The organism is Acinetobacter sp. 24-47-62, assembly GCF_056779765.1.
On the sequence record NZ_JBWYIN010000023.1, the window covers coordinates 1 to 18,525 of the forward strand.

Annotated in this window: 24 protein-coding genes; 15 read left to right on the top strand and 9 right to left on the bottom strand. The window is 39.1% G+C overall.

Features of this window, described 5'->3' with window-relative positions; translation table 11 throughout:
- Positions 1-197: 197 nt before the first annotated feature.
- The 3 genes from AC1M87_RS14405 to orn all read right to left on the bottom strand — a co-directional run bounded on the left by AC1M87_RS14405 (position 198) and on the right by orn (position 2,632).
- The gene (locus tag AC1M87_RS14405; protein WP_481594080.1) at positions 198-1,001 is read right to left on the bottom strand and encodes an enoyl-ACP reductase FabI; all 804 of its coding nucleotides are present in this window, start codon (positions 999-1,001) and stop codon (positions 198-200) included.
- 160 nt (positions 1,002-1,161) lie between these two features.
- Positions 1,162-1,896, bottom strand: a complete 735-nt coding sequence (locus AC1M87_RS14410; RefSeq protein ID WP_481594081.1) for a Bax inhibitor-1/YccA family protein — start codon at positions 1,894-1,896, stop codon at positions 1,162-1,164.
- Between the two features lie 181 nt (positions 1,897-2,077).
- Positions 2,078-2,632, bottom strand: coding sequence for an oligoribonuclease (gene orn / locus AC1M87_RS14415; protein WP_035270788.1), 555 nt, complete (start codon positions 2,630-2,632; stop codon positions 2,078-2,080).
- 125 nt (positions 2,633-2,757) lie between these two features.
- Here orn and rsgA point away from each other — a divergent pair, with 125 nt between their 5' ends.
- The 4 genes from rsgA (at position 2,758) to secB (ending at position 5,074) form a co-directional block, all read left to right on the top strand.
- Positions 2,758-3,816, top strand: coding sequence for a ribosome small subunit-dependent GTPase A (rsgA, locus tag AC1M87_RS14420; RefSeq protein ID WP_481594082.1), 1,059 nt, complete (start codon positions 2,758-2,760; stop codon positions 3,814-3,816).
- Positions 3,817-3,908: 92 nt separating this feature from the next.
- Complete coding sequence (locus AC1M87_RS14425) at positions 3,909-4,322, top strand: rhodanese-like domain-containing protein (RefSeq protein ID WP_481594083.1); 414 nt, start codon at positions 3,909-3,911, stop codon at positions 4,320-4,322.
- Between the two features lie 12 nt (positions 4,323-4,334).
- On the top strand, positions 4,335-4,592 hold the full coding sequence (gene grxC / locus AC1M87_RS14430) for a glutaredoxin 3 (RefSeq protein WP_035270794.1): 258 nt from the start codon (positions 4,335-4,337) through the stop codon (positions 4,590-4,592).
- Between the two features lie 23 nt (positions 4,593-4,615).
- The gene (gene secB / locus AC1M87_RS14435) at positions 4,616-5,074 is read left to right on the top strand and encodes a protein-export chaperone SecB (RefSeq protein ID WP_035270796.1); all 459 of its coding nucleotides are present in this window, start codon (positions 4,616-4,618) and stop codon (positions 5,072-5,074) included.
- 63 nt (positions 5,075-5,137) lie between these two features.
- On the opposite strand, the gene coaBC is transcribed toward secB, so the two are convergent.
- On the bottom strand, positions 5,138-6,403 hold the full coding sequence (gene coaBC, locus AC1M87_RS14440) for a bifunctional phosphopantothenoylcysteine decarboxylase/phosphopantothenate--cysteine ligase CoaBC (protein WP_481594084.1): 1,266 nt from the start codon (positions 6,401-6,403) through the stop codon (positions 5,138-5,140).
- Positions 6,404-6,518: 115 nt separating this feature from the next.
- Between coaBC and radC the strand changes: the two genes are divergently transcribed.
- Together radC and AC1M87_RS14450 are read left to right on the top strand one after the other, a co-directional pair.
- Positions 6,519-7,205, top strand: a complete 687-nt coding sequence (gene radC / locus AC1M87_RS14445; RefSeq protein WP_035269684.1) for a RadC family protein — start codon at positions 6,519-6,521, stop codon at positions 7,203-7,205.
- 103 nt (positions 7,206-7,308) lie between these two features.
- Positions 7,309-8,220 carry a bestrophin family protein gene (locus AC1M87_RS14450; RefSeq protein WP_035269686.1) on the top strand — a complete coding sequence of 304 codons (912 nt, stop codon included), beginning with the start codon at positions 7,309-7,311 and terminating at the stop codon, positions 8,218-8,220.
- A 64-nt stretch (positions 8,221-8,284) separates the two neighbouring features.
- Here the strand turns inward: AC1M87_RS14450 and AC1M87_RS14455 are convergent, their stop codons facing one another.
- Positions 8,285-9,139, bottom strand: coding sequence for a PHP domain-containing protein (locus AC1M87_RS14455; protein ID WP_481594085.1), 855 nt, complete (start codon positions 9,137-9,139; stop codon positions 8,285-8,287).
- Positions 9,140-9,183: 44 nt separating this feature from the next.
- Here AC1M87_RS14455 and AC1M87_RS14460 point away from each other — a divergent pair, with 44 nt between their 5' ends.
- The 4 genes from AC1M87_RS14460 to mnmC are packed head-to-tail and all read left to right on the top strand — an operon-like array spanning position 9,184 to position 12,505.
- Positions 9,184-9,798 carry an inner membrane-spanning protein YciB gene (locus AC1M87_RS14460; protein WP_035269690.1) on the top strand — a complete coding sequence of 205 codons (615 nt, stop codon included), beginning with the start codon at positions 9,184-9,186 and terminating at the stop codon, positions 9,796-9,798.
- Positions 9,799-9,829: 31 nt separating this feature from the next.
- The gene (locus AC1M87_RS14465) at positions 9,830-10,132 is read left to right on the top strand and encodes a YciI family protein (RefSeq protein WP_481594086.1); all 303 of its coding nucleotides are present in this window, start codon (positions 9,830-9,832) and stop codon (positions 10,130-10,132) included.
- A gap of 4 nt (positions 10,133-10,136) precedes the next feature.
- Complete coding sequence (locus AC1M87_RS14470) at positions 10,137-10,568, top strand: SH3 domain-containing protein (RefSeq protein WP_481594091.1); 432 nt, start codon at positions 10,137-10,139, stop codon at positions 10,566-10,568.
- Positions 10,569-10,600: 32 nt separating this feature from the next.
- Complete coding sequence (mnmC, locus tag AC1M87_RS14475; protein ID WP_481594087.1) at positions 10,601-12,505, top strand: bifunctional tRNA (5-methylaminomethyl-2-thiouridine)(34)-methyltransferase MnmC2/FAD-dependent 5-carboxymethylaminomethyl-2-thiouridine(34) oxidoreductase MnmC1; 1,905 nt, start codon at positions 10,601-10,603, stop codon at positions 12,503-12,505.
- Positions 12,506-12,553: 48 nt separating this feature from the next.
- On the opposite strand, the gene AC1M87_RS14480 is transcribed toward mnmC, so the two are convergent.
- Positions 12,554-12,865, bottom strand: a complete 312-nt coding sequence (locus AC1M87_RS14480; protein WP_180000521.1) for a rhodanese-like domain-containing protein — start codon at positions 12,863-12,865, stop codon at positions 12,554-12,556.
- A gap of 91 nt (positions 12,866-12,956) precedes the next feature.
- On the opposite strand from AC1M87_RS14480, the gene AC1M87_RS14485 reads away from it, so the two are divergent.
- On the top strand, positions 12,957-13,445 hold the full coding sequence (locus AC1M87_RS14485; protein ID WP_035269703.1) for a YajQ family cyclic di-GMP-binding protein: 489 nt from the start codon (positions 12,957-12,959) through the stop codon (positions 13,443-13,445).
- 28 nt (positions 13,446-13,473) lie between these two features.
- Entirely contained in the window at positions 13,474-13,974 is a 501-nt protein-coding gene (locus AC1M87_RS14490) for a DUF4442 domain-containing protein (RefSeq protein WP_481587135.1), read from the top strand.
- Positions 13,975-14,046: 72 nt separating this feature from the next.
- Here the strand turns inward: AC1M87_RS14490 and AC1M87_RS14495 are convergent, their stop codons facing one another.
- From AC1M87_RS14495 to AC1M87_RS14505, 3 genes are all read right to left on the bottom strand, one after another.
- The gene (locus AC1M87_RS14495) at positions 14,047-14,415 is read right to left on the bottom strand and encodes an acyl-CoA thioesterase (protein WP_218945426.1); all 369 of its coding nucleotides are present in this window, start codon (positions 14,413-14,415) and stop codon (positions 14,047-14,049) included.
- Positions 14,416-14,495: 80 nt separating this feature from the next.
- Entirely contained in the window at positions 14,496-14,921 is a 426-nt protein-coding gene (trxC, locus tag AC1M87_RS14500; protein ID WP_481594088.1) for a thioredoxin TrxC, read from the bottom strand.
- Positions 14,918-15,817, bottom strand: a complete 900-nt coding sequence (locus AC1M87_RS14505; RefSeq protein WP_481594089.1) for an alpha/beta hydrolase — start codon at positions 15,815-15,817, stop codon at positions 14,918-14,920. Before AC1M87_RS14505 ends, trxC begins: the two co-directional genes overlap by 4 nt.
- 123 nt (positions 15,818-15,940) lie before the next feature.
- Between AC1M87_RS14505 and AC1M87_RS14510 the strand changes: the two genes are divergently transcribed.
- The 3 genes from AC1M87_RS14510 to AC1M87_RS14520 all read left to right on the top strand — a co-directional run bounded on the left by AC1M87_RS14510 (position 15,941) and on the right by AC1M87_RS14520 (position 18,385).
- The gene (locus AC1M87_RS14510) at positions 15,941-16,276 is read left to right on the top strand and encodes a protein tyrosine phosphatase family protein (RefSeq protein ID WP_035269714.1); all 336 of its coding nucleotides are present in this window, start codon (positions 15,941-15,943) and stop codon (positions 16,274-16,276) included.
- On the top strand, positions 16,269-16,694 hold the full coding sequence (locus AC1M87_RS14515; protein ID WP_092768903.1) for a protein tyrosine phosphatase family protein: 426 nt from the start codon (positions 16,269-16,271) through the stop codon (positions 16,692-16,694). The genes AC1M87_RS14510 and AC1M87_RS14515 overlap by 8 nt, the downstream gene beginning before the upstream one ends.
- Before the next feature lie 317 nt (positions 16,695-17,011).
- Entirely contained in the window at positions 17,012-18,385 is a 1,374-nt protein-coding gene (locus AC1M87_RS14520; protein ID WP_481594090.1) for a dihydrolipoyl dehydrogenase, read from the top strand.
- Positions 18,386-18,525 lie beyond the last annotated feature (140 nt).

The following is an 18,525-nucleotide window of genomic DNA, read 5'->3' on the forward strand; positions in this document are numbered from 1 at the left end:
GAGCTGTTCCAATGCCGAAAAGATGTTGGCAAGCATGGTTATTATCTGTCTTTTATAATTTAATAAGGCTAAAGAATTTCTTAATATTTAATCAAAAAAAATACGATTTACCTAGTCTTGGTTACATAAATGAACTTTAAAAAATGTAAAAAAATCGGCAATAAATTGCCGATTTTTATTTCTTATTAAGATGAGATTTATTCTGTTAGCATTAAATCTGCACTCATACCAACCGTATTGTAACCAGCATCTACATATAAAATCTCGCCAGTAATACCATTTGCCCATGGTGAACATAAGAATAAAGCCGCATTACCTACATCTTCAATCGTGACATTACGTTTTAAAGGTGCAACCTTTTCATTCAGATCAAGCATCTTACGGAAAGACTTAATACCTGAAGCCGCAAGCGTACGAATTGGACCAGCTGAAATCGCATTGACACGAATTCCTTCAACACCCAAACTTGAAGCCAAATAACGAACGCCAGCCTCTAAAGATGCTTTCGCCAATCCCATAACATTATAGTTTGGCATCACACGCTCTGAACCTTGGTAAGTGAGTGTGAGCAAACAGCCCTGACGAGCAGTTAAAAGTGGTTTTGCCGCACGAGCCATGGCAATAAAACTATAGGCACTGATGTCATGCGCGATTTTAAAACCTTCACGATCAGTAACTTCAGTAAAATCACCATCTAAAGTATGTGCTGGTGCAAAACCAATTGAATGCACTACGCCATCCAAACCATCCCAATGTTTTGCTAATTCAGCAAATGCTTGTTCGATTTCAGCATCAACAGCAACATCACATGGAAAAACTAGTTTTGAACCAAACTGTTCAGCAAAGTCATCAACACGCTTCTTCATTTTTTCATTAGGATAGGTAAATGCCAATTCTGCACCTTCACGGTGTAAAGCTTCTGCAACACCGAATGCAATCGACAATTTACTCGCAACACCCGCGATTAAAAAACGTTTACCTGCTAATAGTCCTTGTGCCATGTGACTCTCACTCAAATTAATTTTCATGCATGATGCCAAGTCTAGAGCATTTACGAAATTGCATAATGCATCTTTTTTCAAAAAATTGTTAAACCGAATTAGACGCTAAAAAAAGATCAGACATCAGTCTGATCTTTTTACACGCCTTAGCTGAACGACATTAGTCATTACTAGACAGTAGACCAATTAAACGCAAGAAAGAGAAATACATCCAAACTAAAGTGGCTAATAAGGCAATTCCACATAACCATTCCATCGCTTTAGGCGCATATTGAGCTGCGGCATTTTCAATCAGGTCGAAATCTAAAATTAGATTTAATGATGCAATAATGGCGACAAAAGCTGCAAATCCTAAACCTAGCCAATTATTATCAAATATATATGGAATGCTCGAACCAAAAGCTAGACTGATAATAAATTGGAGAACAAATACAATCGCAATCGCAATGGTGGCTGACAACACAACCGCTTTAAATTTCTCAGTCGCACGAATAATTTGAAAACGATAAAGCGTGAACATCACCAAAGTCGTGACAAATGTTGCGAGCAAAGCCTTTAAAGGAACACCAGGATATTTCAGTTGAAATATGACTGAAATCCCCCCTAAAAATGCACCTTGAAATAAAGCATATGGAATAGCCAAAGTTCGAGCAGTATTCGGCTTAAAAGTAGTAATGAGTGCCAGAATGAATCCACCAATCGCCCCCACCATCGCACTAGCATAGGCGAGTGATACATTTAAAGTCATAAAACTATAAATAAACAGCGCGATACCCACCGCTGCCGAAATCACAGTTAATACAACAGATTTCTGAATCGCGCCTTGAATGGTCATGGGTTGTTGATAATTGGATACAGTCTCTACACGGGTTAAAATCGGATTACTACTTTGCATAACTTAGTCTCTGTTATCATTCTTAAATTTTCACTATTCTGAGATCTATCAGCATAAAAGTCAGTTTATTTTTTGCTATCAACTTTTAAACATTTTAATTAATACTTTGTTCTTTCGATCATTTATAAAATCTATAAAAAAAGAGGCCTCAGCCCCTTTTCTAAAAATGCAACTGATCTCTTTAATTATTTGAGATGAAAAAATATTGACGGTAATACTTCAATTCAGCAATTGAGTCACGAATATCATCCATCGCAAGATGAGAAGCATTTTTCTTTAAACCACTCATAATTTCTGGGCGCCAGCGTTTTGCTAACTCTTTAACAGAAGACACATCCAAATTACGGTAATGGAAGAACTGCTCAAGCTCTGGCATTAAACGATGTAAGAAACGGCGATCTTGGCAAATTGAGTTTCCACACATTGGAGATGATTTTGGATTGACCCATTTTTTTAAGAATTCAAGTGTTTGTTGCTCAGCATCTTGCGCAGTTAGCTTACTACGGCGTACGCGTTCAATAAGTCCAGATTGCCCGTGCTGACGTGTATTCCATTCATCCATCGCATTTAAAATAATATCTGACTGATGTACAGCTAACACTGGGCCTTCAGCAAGAATATTTAAATGATCATCCGTAATAATCGTTGCAATTTCAATAATTTGATCGTTGTCTGTATCTAACCCTGTCATTTCAAGGTCGATCCAAATTAAGCGGGTATCTGGGGTGCTGCTCATAAAGTGCAATCTTATTGGGCTAAATTAAAGATGGATAGTAGCAAATTATTCCGATCTTGGCTGTAAATCCATGGCTCATCATGCTATTTTTGCCATCTAAATTTCAAGGTTTTTTTAGGTTATGAATGGCTTTAATTCGTAAGCGTCGTTTGACAGAGCAACAACAACGTCGTATTCAGAAACAACATCAAACACGTCAAGAAGAAATCGACACGTCTCACGACTTAGAAGGCTTAGTCGTCCAACACTATGGTCGACAACTCGAAGTACAAGCCCTCTCCTTGCCTGATCAACATCCAATAAAACCAGATACCAAAGAAGGTGAGCCAGAACCTTTTTGGAAACCTATTGAGCTGAATAGCGTTTGGCGTTGTCATACCCGTACCAATTTAGAATTATTGGTTACAGGTGATCGCGTAAAATGGCAAGCAGATCCAAATACTGGCTTAGGCATTATCACAGCGATTCAACCGCGACAATCCTTGTTGACTCGCCCAGATCGTTATCACAAAGTAAAACCAGTAGCTGCAAATATCAGCCTGATCGTCATTGTGATTGCACCGTTACCAGAACCTGCACCAACCCTAATCGATCGTTATTTGGTTGCATGTGAAGATGCCAATATTCCAGCTTTATTAGTATTAAACAAATGTGATTTACTGAAAGAAAATGATCCAATTTTGCTGTTAGCAGAAGAATATCGTCAACTTGGTTATGATTTCATCCTGACCCAATCCAATGGTAATTTAGATGGGTTGATTCAACGTATTGACAACCAAACTGTTGCATTTGTAGGTCAATCAGGTGTTGGGAAAAGTACACTTATTAATGCCATCATTCCTGATGCTGATCAAAAAACCAATGTCATTTCAGAAAACTCCGCACTCGGTCAACATACTACGACCTCAACACGTTTAATTCGTTTTGGTGAAAATGGTGCTTTAATCGATTCCCCAGGTATTCGTGAATTTGGCTTATGGCATTTAGATCATGAGAAAATCGATGGTGGCTTTCCTGAAATTTCTGCACTCTTAGGACATTGTCAGTATCGCAATTGCACGCATACGCACGAAAAGCAATGTGCGCTTAAAGAAGGTGTCAAAAATGGTGATATTTTACAAAGACGTTTAGAAAGTTATCTACGTCTAATTGATGAGATTACTGAGGCGCAACAAAAAAATTAGTTTTCTTTAAGTGCACCCTTGAAGCGGTGATTTTGATCACCATATATATACGTTATACTCAACGCAGTTTTTAATTAGTCATTAGGTGATTTGTGGAACGTTGGTTCGAATTTATGGGGAATCACCCCTTTTTATTTGCAATTTTAGGGGCCCTTATTGTTTTGTTTTTCGTTTTTGAAGGACAACGTAGTGGTCGTAAAATTTCGCCACAATCGCTCGGAATTTTAGTGAAAGCTAAAAATGCGATGCTGATTGATTTGCGCGATGCTAAAGATTTCCGTGAAGGTCATATTAGCGGTAGTCGTAATATTCCATATAGTCAAATTGCTGCAAATGTTGAAGAATTAAAAGCTGCGGACCGTCCATTGGTATTCATTTGTAATTTAGGCCAAGTTGCAGGCTCTGCTCTACAACAAGTCGGTCATGCAGATAGTTATCGTTTAGATGGTGGTATCAGTAACTGGAAAGCTCAAGGCTTACCTTTAGTAAAAAGCAAAAAAGCTTAAGGAGTTTGTAAAATGACAGCTCAAGTGACTGTATATTCAACAACGATGTGTCCTTATTGCGTACGTGCAAAGCAACTCCTTGAACGTAAAGGCATTGAGTACAAAGAAATTAATTTATCAAAAGAAGCACCTGAGGTTCGTGTTGAGTTAATGCAAAAAACCAACCATCGCACAGTGCCACAAATTTTCATTAAAGATCAATTCATCGGTGGTTTCGACCAACTTTATGCTTTAGAGCGTGAAGGTAAACTAGACGAATTATTGGCATAATCACTAAATCTAAGGAATTAAGAATGAGTGAAGAACAACAAGTTCAACCACAATTAGCATTAGAACGTATTTATACAAAAGACATTTCTTTTGAAGTTCCTGGTGCTGCGGTTTTTACAAAAGAATGGCAACCTGAGTTAAACATCAATCTTTCTTCATCAGCTGAAAAAGTAGATCCAACTCATTTTGAAGTTTCTTTAAAAGTGGTTGTACAAGCTGCGAATGCAGGTGAAACTGCATTTATCGTAGACGTAACACAATCAGGAATTTTCTTGATTGATGGCGTTGAAGATGAACGTCTTCCGTACATTCTTGGTGCTTATTGCCCTAATATTTTGTTCCCATTCCTTCGTGAAGCGGTGAACGATCTTGTAACTAAAGGTAGCTTCCCTCAATTACTTCTTACACCGATTAACTTTGATGCTGAGTTTGAGGCGAACATGCAACGCGCTCAAGCTGCCGCTGCTGAAGGTCAAGCTTAATCGTCTGATTAACTTCCCCCTTATAAAAAAGACCGCATTTGCGGTCTTTTTTACATCCTACATTTAAACAGGTCGTTTTTCTTGATGTAATGCATCGTGGATAGCTTCAACTAATTGTTGTGCAATTTCTTGCTTTGAAGCTTTTTCAAGATCACGTTTTTCCATTTCATATTGTTCAGCAAAAAACACAGTCATCGCATTTTCATCTGAAGCAAAACCAATATCCGCTCTTGAAACATCATTGCATGCGATCATATCTAGTTTCTTAGCCACCAATTTACCTGCGGCATATTCTTCGACATTACGCGTTTCAGCTGCAAAACCGACCATAAATGGACGTTTGTCTTGCAAAGCTATCGTCGCCACGATATCAGGATTTTTAACAAGAGAGACAGCTAACTCATCACCAGCTTTTTTGATTTTATGTTCCGCAACTTCTGCAACACGATAATCCGCTACGGCAGCTGTCGCAATAAATACATCACATCCTGTTTCCAACTGATTCATACTTAAGTCAAGCATCTGTCTCGCTGAAGATACATTTAAACGCTTCACCCCATTCGGTGTATCTAAACTGACAGGACCCGCGATCAGTGTCACCTCAGCACCTGCTGAATAACATGCAGCAGCAATAGCAAACCCCATTTTTCCAGTGCTGTGGTTTGAAATATAACGCACTGGATCAATTGCCTCTCGAGTTGGACCTGCGGTAATCGTCACTTTTTTACCCGCCAGCAAGCCAAATTTTTCTGCAATTGCACGCTGCGCTTTATGGAAATATTCTCGTACCTGTTCAGCTAAATCTTCAGGCTCAGGCATACGTCCTAATCCAACATCGCCACACGCTTGAGAACCCGCCTCAGGCATAATGACATGCACACCATCATCGACCAAAGTACTCAAATTGCGCTGTGTTGCTTTAGCCGCCCACATTTGTTGATTCATGGCAGGCGCGATCCAAACAGGTGCTTTTGTTGCCAAATAGAGTGTACTGAGTAAATCATCCGCTAGTCCGCAAGCAAATTTAGCAATACTGTCACAACTGGCAGGAGCGACAAGCACCAAATCCGCCCATCGTGCTAATTCGATATGCCCCATTCCAGCTTCAGCTTCTGTATTTAGAAGTTCAGTATGCACTGGATTACCCGACAATGCTTGAAAGGTAAGCGGCGTAATAAAAGCTTGGGCACCTTGAGTCATTACAACTCGGACATTAAATCCGTAATCTTTAAGTCGGCGTACTAAGATGGCACTTTTATAAGCAGCGATACCACCAGTAACAGCAAGAATAATATTTTTATTGGAGAACACACTAAGATCAAAACTCAAGATCACGTCACCTTTTTATTGCAGTGGCGCTCACAATAGCATTAAATATTCTGCCACCCAAGATATACCTTGGTGAATATTCAAAAGTTAAAATAATTTAAAACAGTGAATAATAATGAATAATTCGATCAAACAATGGCCCGAACAAGAACGACCGAGAGAAAGATTACTCCGCCAAGGTGCTCATAGCCTCTCTGATGCAGAACTGCTCGCCATCTTTTTAAGATCAGGATCTCAACAACACTCTGCAGTCGAATTAGCAAGATTGATGTTGCAACATTTTGGAAGCTTAAATGCAGTGTTTGATGCATCGATAGACGAAATTCGCATGTTCCATGGCATGGGAGACACTAAATACTCTCAATTGATGGCTGTAAAAGAGCTTGGACGGCGTTACTTGCAACATCAATTGAACCAACAAATTGATTTAAGTCGCTCTGATTTAATTCAAGATTATCTTCGTTATGAACTTATTGGCGAATCTCAAGAGATTTTCGCGGTACTCTGTTTAGATGCAAGGCTCAGAAAAATTAATTTTAAAAAATTATTCTTTGGTTCTACTAACCACTGTGCAGTTTCAATTAATCAGTTTATTCGACATATCATCCACACTCAGGCGAGTGCTGTGATTATTGCACATAATCATCCTTTAGGAATTCCTCAGCCCTCAATTGACGATATCAATTTGACGAAATCTTTAAGTAGAGCTTGTAATTTAATTGAGGTTAAATTACTCGATCATGTCATCATTTCCACCGAAGGCAGCTACTCTTTTATGGAGCACCAACTGATCCGAGAATAAGTCTATAAATTACAGAATAAAATTGCTCGAAGTTTCCATTTTTTATCATTGACAATACTCGCTGAACTAGTGAAGATCATAGAAAAATGAAAGATTGATTTACATGATTGTTCGTGATCAAACCGATACGCTAAAACTATTATTTTCATGGCGTGGAACCATCTTACCGAAGGTATTACCTCCACTTGGAATCGTTATGCTGATTTCAGCAATCGTGGGGGGAATTGAATATATAAATCTCTATAGATTCCCTGAAATTCCTTTGGTTGGGTTTACACTGATCGGAGTAGTATTGTCGATTTTTTTAGGTTTCAAAAATTCGGCGTGTTATGACCGTTGGTGGGAAGCGCGTAAATTATGGGGGAGCTTAATCGCCAATGCTCGACATTTCGATCGAGACTGCCGGATCTTGCCGCAAGGTCGTCGTGAACGTGTAATTCAGCATATGATTGTTTTTGCTAACGTACTGCGTGACCGTCTTCGTCATCAAACAGTCAGTCCCGATGCTTTGCATCAAACCAGTGGCATGAGCCCACAAGCTTTAACTCAACTTTACCAGCAAGCCAATGCACCACAATACACATTAAGTTTGATTCAATGGGAGTTAATGCAGTCACTGAAAGAAGGCGAAATTTCAGACATTATTTATACACAAATGAACCAACATGTAACTGAATTAAGTTTGGTTCAAACAGGCTGTGATCGTATTGCTACAACTCCTTTACCTTATGCTTATTCAGTACTCTTAAACCGTACCGTTTATTTTTTCTGTTTTATGCTTCCATTTAGTTTAGGCTCGGTGCTCGGTTTGGCGACGCCACTTTTAGTCGGTATTTTAGCATATACGTTTTTGGGGCTTGATGCGCTCAGCTCTGAAATAGAAGAGCCTTTTGGTACACAAAGTAATGATCTTCCACTCGATGCCATGGTTCGTACAATCGAGATTGAACTACTCGGGACTTTAGGAAAACCAACTCCTCCACCGATCCAAGCACAAGATCACAACTTACTTTGATTCATGACAACTGAATGTCTTATCGCCGCCTGAAATTCTCTTATCTGTTGTTATAAGAGAATTTCTATACAATAAAACTTTCCCAGATGCCAACCTGCCCCTCTTTCACTTGAGGGATATTCCCCAATTTTATCCATGGCATATTATCTCCATGGAAATCACTTCCAACAGATACTTTAAGCCCAAATTCGGCAATCATTCGGTCTACCATTTGTCGCGTCGAAGTAGGCTCAATCGCAGGTGGCAACTCAACTGCATCGCCTCCGTAACGTGCAAATATTTCAATTAAATAACGAATGTTCGTCGCAGATAAATCATAACGGGTAGGATGTGCCAAAACAGCAAACCCTTGAGCCTCATGAATTACACGTATTGTTTCCTCCAGACCAAGTCCTTCAAACTGAACATAAGCTTTTTTACCTTCTTTGATATATTTGTCAAAAGCTTGTTGCGGACGTGAAACATAACCCTTCTCGACCAGCGTCTTCGCAATATGGGTTCGTGTCACACGATCAGGTATACCCTCGACCTTCGCAACCACATCCGCGTAAATATCCTCTCCAACAAGAGGCTTCAACAATTCACAGATGAGTTGAGCACGTTCAGCTCGAATCATCTTTTGTTGTTCTAGTAGCTTATGCAAAGGATCAGGTGATTGCATATTCAGTGCGACCACATGCACACCATAACTTTTTTTGGTCGAAGGTCTAGACCACTGACTTGAAATTTCCACACCTGAAATAATTTGAATTGGTTGATTTTTTGCAACTTTTTCAGCCAAAACCAAACCATCCATGCTATCGTGGTCAGTCAGTGCAAGGGTATGTATCCCTTTTTCGAGCGCAGCTTGAACCAGTAACTCTGGCGACAAAGTTCCATCAGAAATATTACTATGTGTGTGTAAATCTACGCCTTGCATCTTTTATACTAACCCATCCACCTGAACTGCATAGATACTTTAACATGAAAGCACTTTTAGACTTTGTGCCACTCATAATTTTCTTTTGGCTTTACAAAACTGTCGATCCCAAAGATAACAATCACCCTTTACTGCAATGGATCGGCTCTGCAGGTGGCGTCGATAATAACCATATTCTCGTTGCTACAACGGGCTTAATCATTTCTATGCTCGTGGTCTACGGCGCATTATTTGTCCGCCAAAAATTTCATCTCGATAAACAACAATGGATTGTTTTATTTATGACGGTGATTTTTGGTGGGATTACTCTCATGTTGAGTGATGATTTTTATATTCGTCTCAAAGCAGCGATCTTGAATTTTGTATTTGCTGGTGCTTTCTTAATTTCACCTTATTTTGGTAAAGACCGCAAACCTCTCATTCAACGCTTATTTGGTCCTATTTTAAATTTAACACCGCAGGGATGGAAAAATTTAAACTATGCTTGGGCCGCGATGTTTGTTGGTATGGCATCATTGCATATTTTCTTTGCTTTCGTGTTCATGGATGGAAAATATTGGGGTGAATTTACTGCTTTTGGTGACATGATTGTGATGTTTTCATTTATCATTATTCAATTCATCATTTTACGAAAACACTTTAAATCTGCAGAAGAATAATCGTGTTGAAAGAAGATATAGAGATTTCGCCATGCCCTTATTTGTAGTGACGTGTACCGACCAAGAAGGTACTGTTGAAAAACGCTTAGCAACACGCCCACAACACCTTGCACGCCTTGAAAAACTGGCTGAGGAAGGTCGCGTAATCGTCGCTGGCGCGATGCCAAAAGATCGTAATAACCCACAAGCTGGATTTTATGGCAGCACCCTTATTTTAGATTTTGAAAGCCGTGAAGCGTTAGATGAATGGTTAGCAGATGAGCCTTTTTTAAAAGAAGGTATTTATGCCAGCATTGACGTAAAACTTTTTAATAAAGCATTACCACATGAATAAGATGATGAATTTGACACGCTCTGCTCTTTTCATCAGTTCTGCATTGGTATCTTCAGCTTGGGCTGAACCCGCAGCAACTACTGCTGCACCAGCGAATCCAGCTGCACAGTCTCAGCCAGCAACAGCTACGCCTGCAAAGCCACTTACAGCTGAACAAATTGCACGTAATAAAGCGCTTCAAGAAGCAAAAGTAAAGGCTTTAGTCAAAGACCAAGCAACACGTCTCCAACAGCTTGAAAAAGCAAACCTAGAAGCTTTAGCACAGAATCAAGAATTACAACTAAAAAATGATAATTTAGGTGTACAAATTCAGGTGCTTCAAAGTGAACGTAGTGCTCAAATGTTTTTGTACGGTGCAGCAACAATGGCTGTCGGTATTTTTGTCGGCTTTATTATTGCCAGTTACATCTATACAAAACGACGTCGTCAGTGGTAAACCACTGACACGCTTTTCAAAGGTTTCAAATTTTGACTCAGGCCATTCAAACTGCTGATCTCGATTGGCAACTCGTTGATGGAATCGATATTCCAGTTTCTAAAATTTTCGGTGATGTTTATTTTTCAAAAGCCAATGGCCTTCTTGAAACGCGTCATGTCTTTATCAATGGTAATGATCTACATGAACGCCTATCGGACTTAAAACCATTTGAACATTTCACAGTCGGAGAAACTGGCTTCGGCACGGGTTTAAATATCCTCACCCTGTGGCAACTTTGGCAATCAATTCGTCCAAATAATTATAGTCAACTGCATGTCATTACGGTGGAAAAATTTCCACTGAGCAAGGCTGATCTGATCCGAGCCTTAAATGCTTGGCCTGAACTGAAACATTTATCAGATCAACTCATTGCCCAATATCCATTGCCAATTGCAGGATGCCACCGCCTTCATTTTCCAGATGAGCGTTTTAGTATTGATATTTGGTTAGGTGATGCACATGATGTTTTTCCAGTCATTGCCAAAACTAGCACTGTCAATGCATGGTTTTTAGATGGATTCGCTCCTGCCTGCAATCCTGATATGTGGGAAGAACAAGTTCTGAATCAAATTATTCGACTATCGGATATTGGAACCACTTTTGCCTCTTTCAGTGTTGCTGGCATCCTCAAAAGAGGATTAAAAAAACATGGCGTGAAAATTACACGCCCCAAAGGTTTCGGACACAAACGTGAAATGCTAAAGGGAGTTTTACTGCCTTTAGACGAAGAGGCTGAAAAAAGTGAGCTCTCTCCCGAAGATTACCAATACAAACCACACTCAAGTTCTCAACGCTGTATAGGCATTGTAGGCGCTGGAATTGCGGGTTTAAGTTGTGCCTATGCCTTTGCATTAAGAGGTCACCGCGTCCGCCTATTTGACCACCATGAGCCATTAAGTGGCGCATCAGGAAATCCTCTGGCTTTATTGAATCCCAAACTCTGTCCTATTGAACAAAGTGCCGATCATTTAATGACATTAGCATGGCAACATGCGATGAACCATTATTCAAAATTTGAAGCCTTTGACGCCGCGCAAGTCCATCAAATCCCTCTTAAACACGCTGATGAACTTCTCGATCTTGCAAATCAATATCCAGAAAACATACTCGAAGCAAATTCTGCCGCTGAAAACAGCCTGTTCAACCAAGCATTCCTCACCTTGAAACAGGCTGGAACAATCAGACCGCATGATTTGGCTAAAGAAATATTATCGAATGAACTGATCGAATTTCAGCAAGCGACAATCAAATCGTGGCATCTACTTGCCAATCATCAAGTCGGTATAACAGATCATGTTGGACAACAATATCAATTTGACCACGTGATTATTTGTTGTGCCCGTGAAAGTATGAATCTCTTTGATGATTTTCCGATTTTAAAACCGATACGTGGTCAAGTTAGCTGGTTTAATCATGTTTCATCTTCACAGTTCAAGAAACATGAAGCATATAGCTATGGTGGCTACTGTATGCCTTTAAATGATCATCAAATCATTTTAGGTGCTTCTTTTTACCCTAATCGAGATGATCAAGATGTTCTTGATGAAGATCATGAACATAACTACAGGTTACTTGCAGATCTCGCACCAGATATTGCTGCACAATTTCCTGACCATCATTCTTGGCATGGTAGAGCTTCTGTTCGTGCACAAAGTCAGGATTATTTTCCGCTTTTAGGTCAGGTTGAATCTGATACTGAGATTTATACACTCTCAGGTTTGGGCTCTAAAGGCTTTTTATTTGCTCCTTTGTGTGCTGAAATTCTAGTGGCTCAAATCTTAAAAACAGCATGTCCTGTATCTGAAACTTTACTCAATAAACTCAATGTTCATCGATTTAGAAAGAAAGTAAGAATAAAGAAGCCTTATTTTCAGACTAAAACTCAATCATCATGATTTATTGAAACTAAAAAAGCGCCATAAGGCGCTTTTTTTCAACCATGATTAACCTTGTTCTAAAGGTAATCCTGCCTCACGAGCAGCACGAGTACCACCCATTAAGACCACATATTCACGTGAACTATCAAAGCCTTCTAATAGTTCTGCAGCACGTGGTGCTTTACTTCCGCCGCCACATAAAATGTAAATCGGTTGATCCGCTGCAACTTGAGTCAGGCTATCTGCTGAAAGTGTGGAAATCGGTTGGTTCACCGCTCCTTTCACATGTGCTTCAGCATAAGCACTTGTATCACGTACATCCCAGATAATCGCGTCAGCTGGGAACTCAAATGTTGTAATTTCTTGTTTACGGATCATTGCGCACTCCTTTGATGTAAACAACACTTGGCAAATGAAGAAAACATCCCTAGCATCTCAGATATTCTTTCTATTTGTAAAGGTCTAAACTATGCCATCTTTCGATATTGTTTCAGAGTTAGAGATTTTTGAAGTAAATCATGCAGTTCAAAACACACAAAAGGAAATCGGAACGCGTTTCGACTTCCGTGGTCAAGACGTTTCGATCGAATTAAACGAAAAAAATAAAGAAATTAAGATCTCGACTGAAAGTGACTTCCAATGTGAGCAAGTTTACAACATGCTGGAAAATCACTTTTATAAACGCAAGGTCGACGTTCAAGCACTAGATCCGCAAAAAATGACAGCATCTGGCAAAAATGTCATTCAAGTGATTAAACTTAAAGACGGTCTTGACTCTGATACAGCAAAAAAAATTAATAAAGCCATTAAAGAAAGTGGTATCAAAGTGCAATCTTCTATTCAGGGCGATAAAATCCGAGTCACTGACAAGAAGCGCGATACTTTACAACAAGTTATGGCGTTCTTAAAAGAACAACAATTCGGTATCCCACTTCAATTTAACAACTTCAAAGACTAATCTCTTTGCTCCATCATAGGAACTGATCATGGCAAAAGGCAATCGTTTATCTAAGTTAGTAAAAGCGACATCTAAGTTTCCACAAGGTATCCGTAGTACTTTATGGAGCAAAGCTTTTGGCCGTGTCGTTCCAATGGTGGGAACTGCCAAATTACGTTATCTTGAAGTTAGTCATGCTAAAGTTGTCGTTAAAATCGAAAACCATAAAGCAATGCAAAATCATATTGGTCAAGTGCATGCATGCGCAATGGCGCTGATCGCTGAAACAGCTACAGGCTTTGTTACCGGCATGAATGTACCCGATACCTCAATTGTATTAATAAAAAGTTTAAAAGTAGATTTCAAACGCCCATCTAAAGGTGCGATGACCGCAGTCGCTACATTGACTGATGATCAACAAAAACAGATGCAAGAGTCTGAAAAAGGTGAGACCCTTGTCAAAGTGATCGTGACAGATGAGTCTGGCGAAGAACCAATTCAATGTGAAATGCTCTGGGCTTGGATTTCGAAATCTCAACTTAAGCAATAAAGCTCATGATCATATTGATCCTAAAAAAGTTTCCCTAATAAAAAATCCCAACAATGTTGGGATTTTTTGTGATTAGATGCTTAGAGATTCTTGAAACTTTTGTTTAACATCATCTGGAATCTGGCGTTTTGCCCCTTTCACATCCACCGCAACAAAAGTGAAAACACCTTCTGTCACTCTTTTCGCTGGACGTGAAGAGTCGTGACTATCCCATACTTCAATTTGCATTTGAATTGAGGTATTTCCGAGCTTTAAAATTTTAGTATAACAACTAATGACATCACCCACCTTAACAGGCACAAGGAATGTCATTTGATTAATTGCAATGGTTGCACAGCGACCTTTTGTATAACGCTCTGCATGAATAGCTCCAGCCAAATCCATTTGTGAAACAATCCAACCACCAAAAACATCCCCACTCCAGTTGGTATCTGCAGGCATAGCAATGGTTTGAAGGGATAATGTACCTTCTGGCTTAAGTTGAGAATCTGACACAGTCACTCCAAATATTGGCCTATTGGTTAAGCATTTAATTGCTGATTTAACCAATCTCGTAATTGATTTGCACGTAATGCACCACTTATTCTAGCAATTTCATGCGTTTTATTCATCAATACCAACGTTGGAATACTACGAACATTAAAGGCAGCACTTAAGCGCGGATTCGCTTCAGTATCTATCTTCGCAAAAACCACATGCGGATTTGATTTGGCTACTTCAGCAAAATGCGGTGCCATCATTTTACAAGGCCCGCACCATTCTGCCCAAAGATCAATCAATACTGGTAAATCACTGTTGGTAATAAAGTTACTAAAGTTTTGCTCATTCAGCTCAATAGGGGCAAGCGGAATCAAATGCTCATGACATTGACCACAATTCGGCTGAGATTGGATTTTATCTTCAGGTACACGATTTTTTGCGCCACAAGATGGACAAACAACAATCATGAGTTTACTCCTCTATTTTGATCTAAGAATTCTAATTGAAGCTTGATTGCGCTTTCCATCCAATTTGCTTGATAAATATCAAAATGTGTCATATTCCACTCATGGTATTCCACATAAGGTGCCATATTGGTTGCAGTTTCACGACTAATCTCTATGGGAATAACTGCATCTTTCTTGGCAGCTATAAATAACACAGGAATTTTAATACTTCTTGCCGTAGTAATCGGTCGAAATCGTATGACATCTAACATAGCTCTTGCAGGCACCTCACCGCTCCAATAATAGTTTGAATCGACGATCGACATATACCCTTGATAACTATCCTGACTCGGGTAGAAACTTAATGCATAGGGATGAACGACAGGCATTGTTTTTCCAATACGTCCAACTTTAGCTGCCATTAAATCCTGACTCGATAACTTTAAAGCCTGCGCCATATGTTGAATTGGATATATTTTACCGCTGGCATTTCCATCCACAAAGGGTACTTGCGCTATTGCAGCCCGAACCCCATTTAACTCAGATGCAAGTTTTAGAACATATCCGCCACTCAGACCCGTTCCCCATAAGAAAAGGTGGTGCCCATCAACCAAAGGGAATAATTTGATATGCGCAATCACAGCATACCAATCTTCTAGCTGCTGACGGACAGAGACCATTTCTCTTGGTTTACCCGTACTGCCTCCCCAACAACGATAGTCAAAGAGTACAACCGCAAAACCTGCTTGAGCAAAACGTTGCGCATATTGGATTAATTTGAATTGACGTAATCCTGCAAAACCATGCGCCATAATAAGCACAGGAGGTCTTTTAACTTTGACAGGCAAATAAAGGTCAGCAGCGATCAACTCATTTGCTTTTTGTACGTACAGCGGCTCTACGGTGTAATCGTACATAGGTGCTCCATGCATGTATTCATACGATTTTTATTTTAAATTTTTTGTGTCGATCAAAGCTCATATCTGAGCGAGATGCTATGATAGTAGCATAGTCTTTTAATTTATTTTGGGAGTGACGCAATGAGTGAAAATGTAGGTTTTGCTGGTCAAATTGGGCCAGAACATTTAGTTCAAGTTGTTGAAAAAGGATTTAAATCTGTGATTAATAATCGCCCCGATATGGAAGGCGGACCAGAACAGCCAACTAGTGCCCAAATTGAAGAAGCTGCACGCGCTCAAGGCTTAGATTATGTATATCAACCTGTAGTTGCTGGTCAAATTACTGAGCTTGATGTTCGTACTTTTGCAAATCATTTCAATGAGCTACCAAAACCAGTATTAATGTTCTGTCGTACGGGAAATCGCTCTAACAATCTCTACCAATTAGCAAAACAAATGGATTTGCTTGATGACTAAGATGTGGTTTAGATTCATCCTTTCCACCTTCATTTTTAGTATCGTAACGCTAAGTCATTCAGCATCAGAACCGCTCAGTAAAGCACTTAATCCATCTGTGAGTGTATCGGGTCATATGACGTCTACAAAATTCAATGCCTTAATGCAGCAGGGATTTAAGTCTGTGATCGTTAACCGTCCTGATCAAGAATCAGGTAACGAAACAACTGCAAGTGAATTAAGAGCTTTAGCCGAAAAGTCTAAAATCAGTTTGATTTACCAACCTGTTATTTCAGGTCAAATAACAGATGCAGATGTTCATGAGTTTGCGAAGTATTACAATAGTCTACCTAAACCTATACTTTTAGTATGTAAGTCAGGTAGTCGTTCTACGTTACTATTTAATAAAGCAAATTCATTAGGACTTATTCATGAATAAAATTTGTATTGCATTATGTTGTTCGTTTCTTTTACTCGGTTGCACATCGATGAATGTAAAACCAACTGTTGGTGTGCATGCAGGTACATCATTATAAGATAAATGTATCTTATTCATTTTAAAGGCGCACAAGCGCCTTTTTCTTTCATCTTATTTCAATAACAACCATGAAAATACTTAGTTTTAAATAATACAAATTTTCAATAATGTAGATATCACCAAAAGTTAAAGGTTTAAGTGTAATAAATTGAAAAAAAAACTTCTTCATCGAAGGTTTTTTTATATAGTGAATTCAAATCATTCTTAGTCAATACAATATGTACGATATCATTATTATTGGAGCTGGTACTGCTGGTATTTCAGCTTATAAAGAAGCCATTAAAACTACACAAAATATACTTATTGTGAACGACGGTCCGTGGGATACCACTTGTGCTCGAGTAGGTTGTATGCCGAGTAAAGTTCTAATTTCATCAGCTAATCTTGCGTATAATGCGAGAACTTCAGAACAACTTGGGCTAAAAATTTCTTCTCAAATTGACACTAAAGATGTTATGCAACATGTACAGCAATTACGTGATCGATTTACAAAAGCAACACTGAAGGACGTTAATTCATGGCCTACAGCGCACAAAATTTCAGGTCGTGCAACATTTGTAAATGCAAACACAATCAATGTTAATAATAAGAAATACCAAGCTAAATCGTTCATTATCGCTGTTGGTTCAAGACCAACAGTAAATCAAGATTGGCAACAAAAACTTGGTCATTTATATTTAACTTCTGATCAAGTCTTTGAAATACCTACTTTACCAAAAAGTTTAGCTGTAATTGGAAGCGGTGTCATTGCAATCGAACTTGCACAAGCCATGCAGCGTCTAGGTGTAGAAACTACAGTTTTTGCTCGCAGTAAAAAAATTGGTTCATTGACTAGCCCAGACTTACAAACGCTTGCTCAAGAAATATTCTCAAAAGAATTAAATATCAAATATGAGATTTTACCCGAGCAGGTTGAGAAATTTGGCGAAGATAAGGTTCAAATTAACTTTATCGAAAATGGTAGCAATAAAGCTATAGAAGTTGATTACCTATTATCTGCGACTGGTCGTACCACGAATTTAGATTCTTTAAATATTCAGCATATAAATGATAAATTCATTAATCTAAAGAAATTACCTGTTGATCCAACCACTAAACAGCTTGGTGACTACCCCATTTACATCGTAGGTGATGCTTTTACTGCAACGCCTATCCAGCATGAAGCATCTTATGAAGGTAAATTGGCGGTTCATAATTGCCTCGATCAACATCAATCGAGTCATAAAAAAAGTCTTACCCCATTGGGTATTATGTTTAGCTCACCAGAAATGGCAGGGATCGGCTCCAATTATCACACACTGCGTAAAGCCAATCATGAGTTTGTTACAGGTATCGTATCCTACGAAAAGCAAGGACGAGCGATTGTCAATGGACAAAATATTGGGGCTGTAGAGGTTTACGTCGATCGACACTCACGTAAACTTCTCGGAGCAGAATTTCTTTGTTATTCAGCAGAACATTTAGCACATTTGCTCGCTTGGGCTATCTCCAGTGATCTTACTGTTGATGAAATTCTAGATCACCCTTTCTACCATCCAACGCTAGAGGAAGGCCTAAGAACTGCGTTAAAACACGCTCGACGACAACTTTAATCTACTATTTGATACAAGGCCCTCTAATGAGGGCTTTTATTTTTATATCTTTATTTCAATTTTTTGATATAAAAAAACACCCCCTTCTATTGAAGGGGGTGTTTAGAATAATGAGCTGGCGATGACTTACTCTCACATGG

Coding starts and splice junctions, on each gene's coding strand:
- AC1M87_RS14520 (WP_481594090.1), top strand. CDS start 17,012: ATGTACGATATCATTATTATTGGAGCTGGTACTGCTGGTATTTCAGCT.
- AC1M87_RS14450 (WP_035269686.1), top strand. CDS start 7,309: ATGATTGTTCGTGATCAAACCGATACGCTAAAACTATTATTTTCATGG.
- radC (WP_035269684.1), top strand. CDS start 6,519: ATGAATAATTCGATCAAACAATGGCCCGAACAAGAACGACCGAGAGAA.
- AC1M87_RS14485 (WP_035269703.1), top strand. CDS start 12,957: ATGCCATCTTTCGATATTGTTTCAGAGTTAGAGATTTTTGAAGTAAAT.
- AC1M87_RS14455 (WP_481594085.1), bottom strand. CDS start 9,139: ATGCAAGGCGTAGATTTACACACACATAGTAATATTTCTGATGGAACT.
- AC1M87_RS14515 (WP_092768903.1), top strand. CDS start 16,269: ATGACTAAGATGTGGTTTAGATTCATCCTTTCCACCTTCATTTTTAGT.
- AC1M87_RS14495 (WP_218945426.1), bottom strand. CDS start 14,415: ATGCCTGCAGATACCAACTGGAGTGGGGATGTTTTTGGTGGTTGGATT.
- AC1M87_RS14505 (WP_481594089.1), bottom strand. CDS start 15,817: ATGTACGATTACACCGTAGAGCCGCTGTACGTACAAAAAGCAAATGAG.
- trxC (WP_481594088.1), bottom strand. CDS start 14,921: ATGATTGTTGTTTGTCCATCTTGTGGCGCAAAAAATCGTGTACCTGAA.
- secB (WP_035270796.1), top strand. CDS start 4,616: ATGAGTGAAGAACAACAAGTTCAACCACAATTAGCATTAGAACGTATT.
- rsgA (WP_481594082.1), top strand. CDS start 2,758: ATGGCTTTAATTCGTAAGCGTCGTTTGACAGAGCAACAACAACGTCGT.
- orn (WP_035270788.1), bottom strand. CDS start 2,632: ATGAGCAGCACCCCAGATACCCGCTTAATTTGGATCGACCTTGAAATG.
- grxC (WP_035270794.1), top strand. CDS start 4,335: ATGACAGCTCAAGTGACTGTATATTCAACAACGATGTGTCCTTATTGC.
- AC1M87_RS14465 (WP_481594086.1), top strand. CDS start 9,830: ATGCCCTTATTTGTAGTGACGTGTACCGACCAAGAAGGTACTGTTGAA.
- AC1M87_RS14510 (WP_035269714.1), top strand. CDS start 15,941: ATGAGTGAAAATGTAGGTTTTGCTGGTCAAATTGGGCCAGAACATTTA.
- AC1M87_RS14480 (WP_180000521.1), bottom strand. CDS start 12,865: ATGATCCGTAAACAAGAAATTACAACATTTGAGTTCCCAGCTGACGCG.
- AC1M87_RS14410 (WP_481594081.1), bottom strand. CDS start 1,896: ATGCAAAGTAGTAATCCGATTTTAACCCGTGTAGAGACTGTATCCAAT.
- AC1M87_RS14460 (WP_035269690.1), top strand. CDS start 9,184: ATGAAAGCACTTTTAGACTTTGTGCCACTCATAATTTTCTTTTGGCTT.
- AC1M87_RS14405 (WP_481594080.1), bottom strand. CDS start 1,001: ATGGCACAAGGACTATTAGCAGGTAAACGTTTTTTAATCGCGGGTGTT.
- AC1M87_RS14470 (WP_481594091.1), top strand. CDS start 10,137: ATGAATTTGACACGCTCTGCTCTTTTCATCAGTTCTGCATTGGTATCT.
- AC1M87_RS14490 (WP_481587135.1), top strand. CDS start 13,474: ATGGCAAAAGGCAATCGTTTATCTAAGTTAGTAAAAGCGACATCTAAG.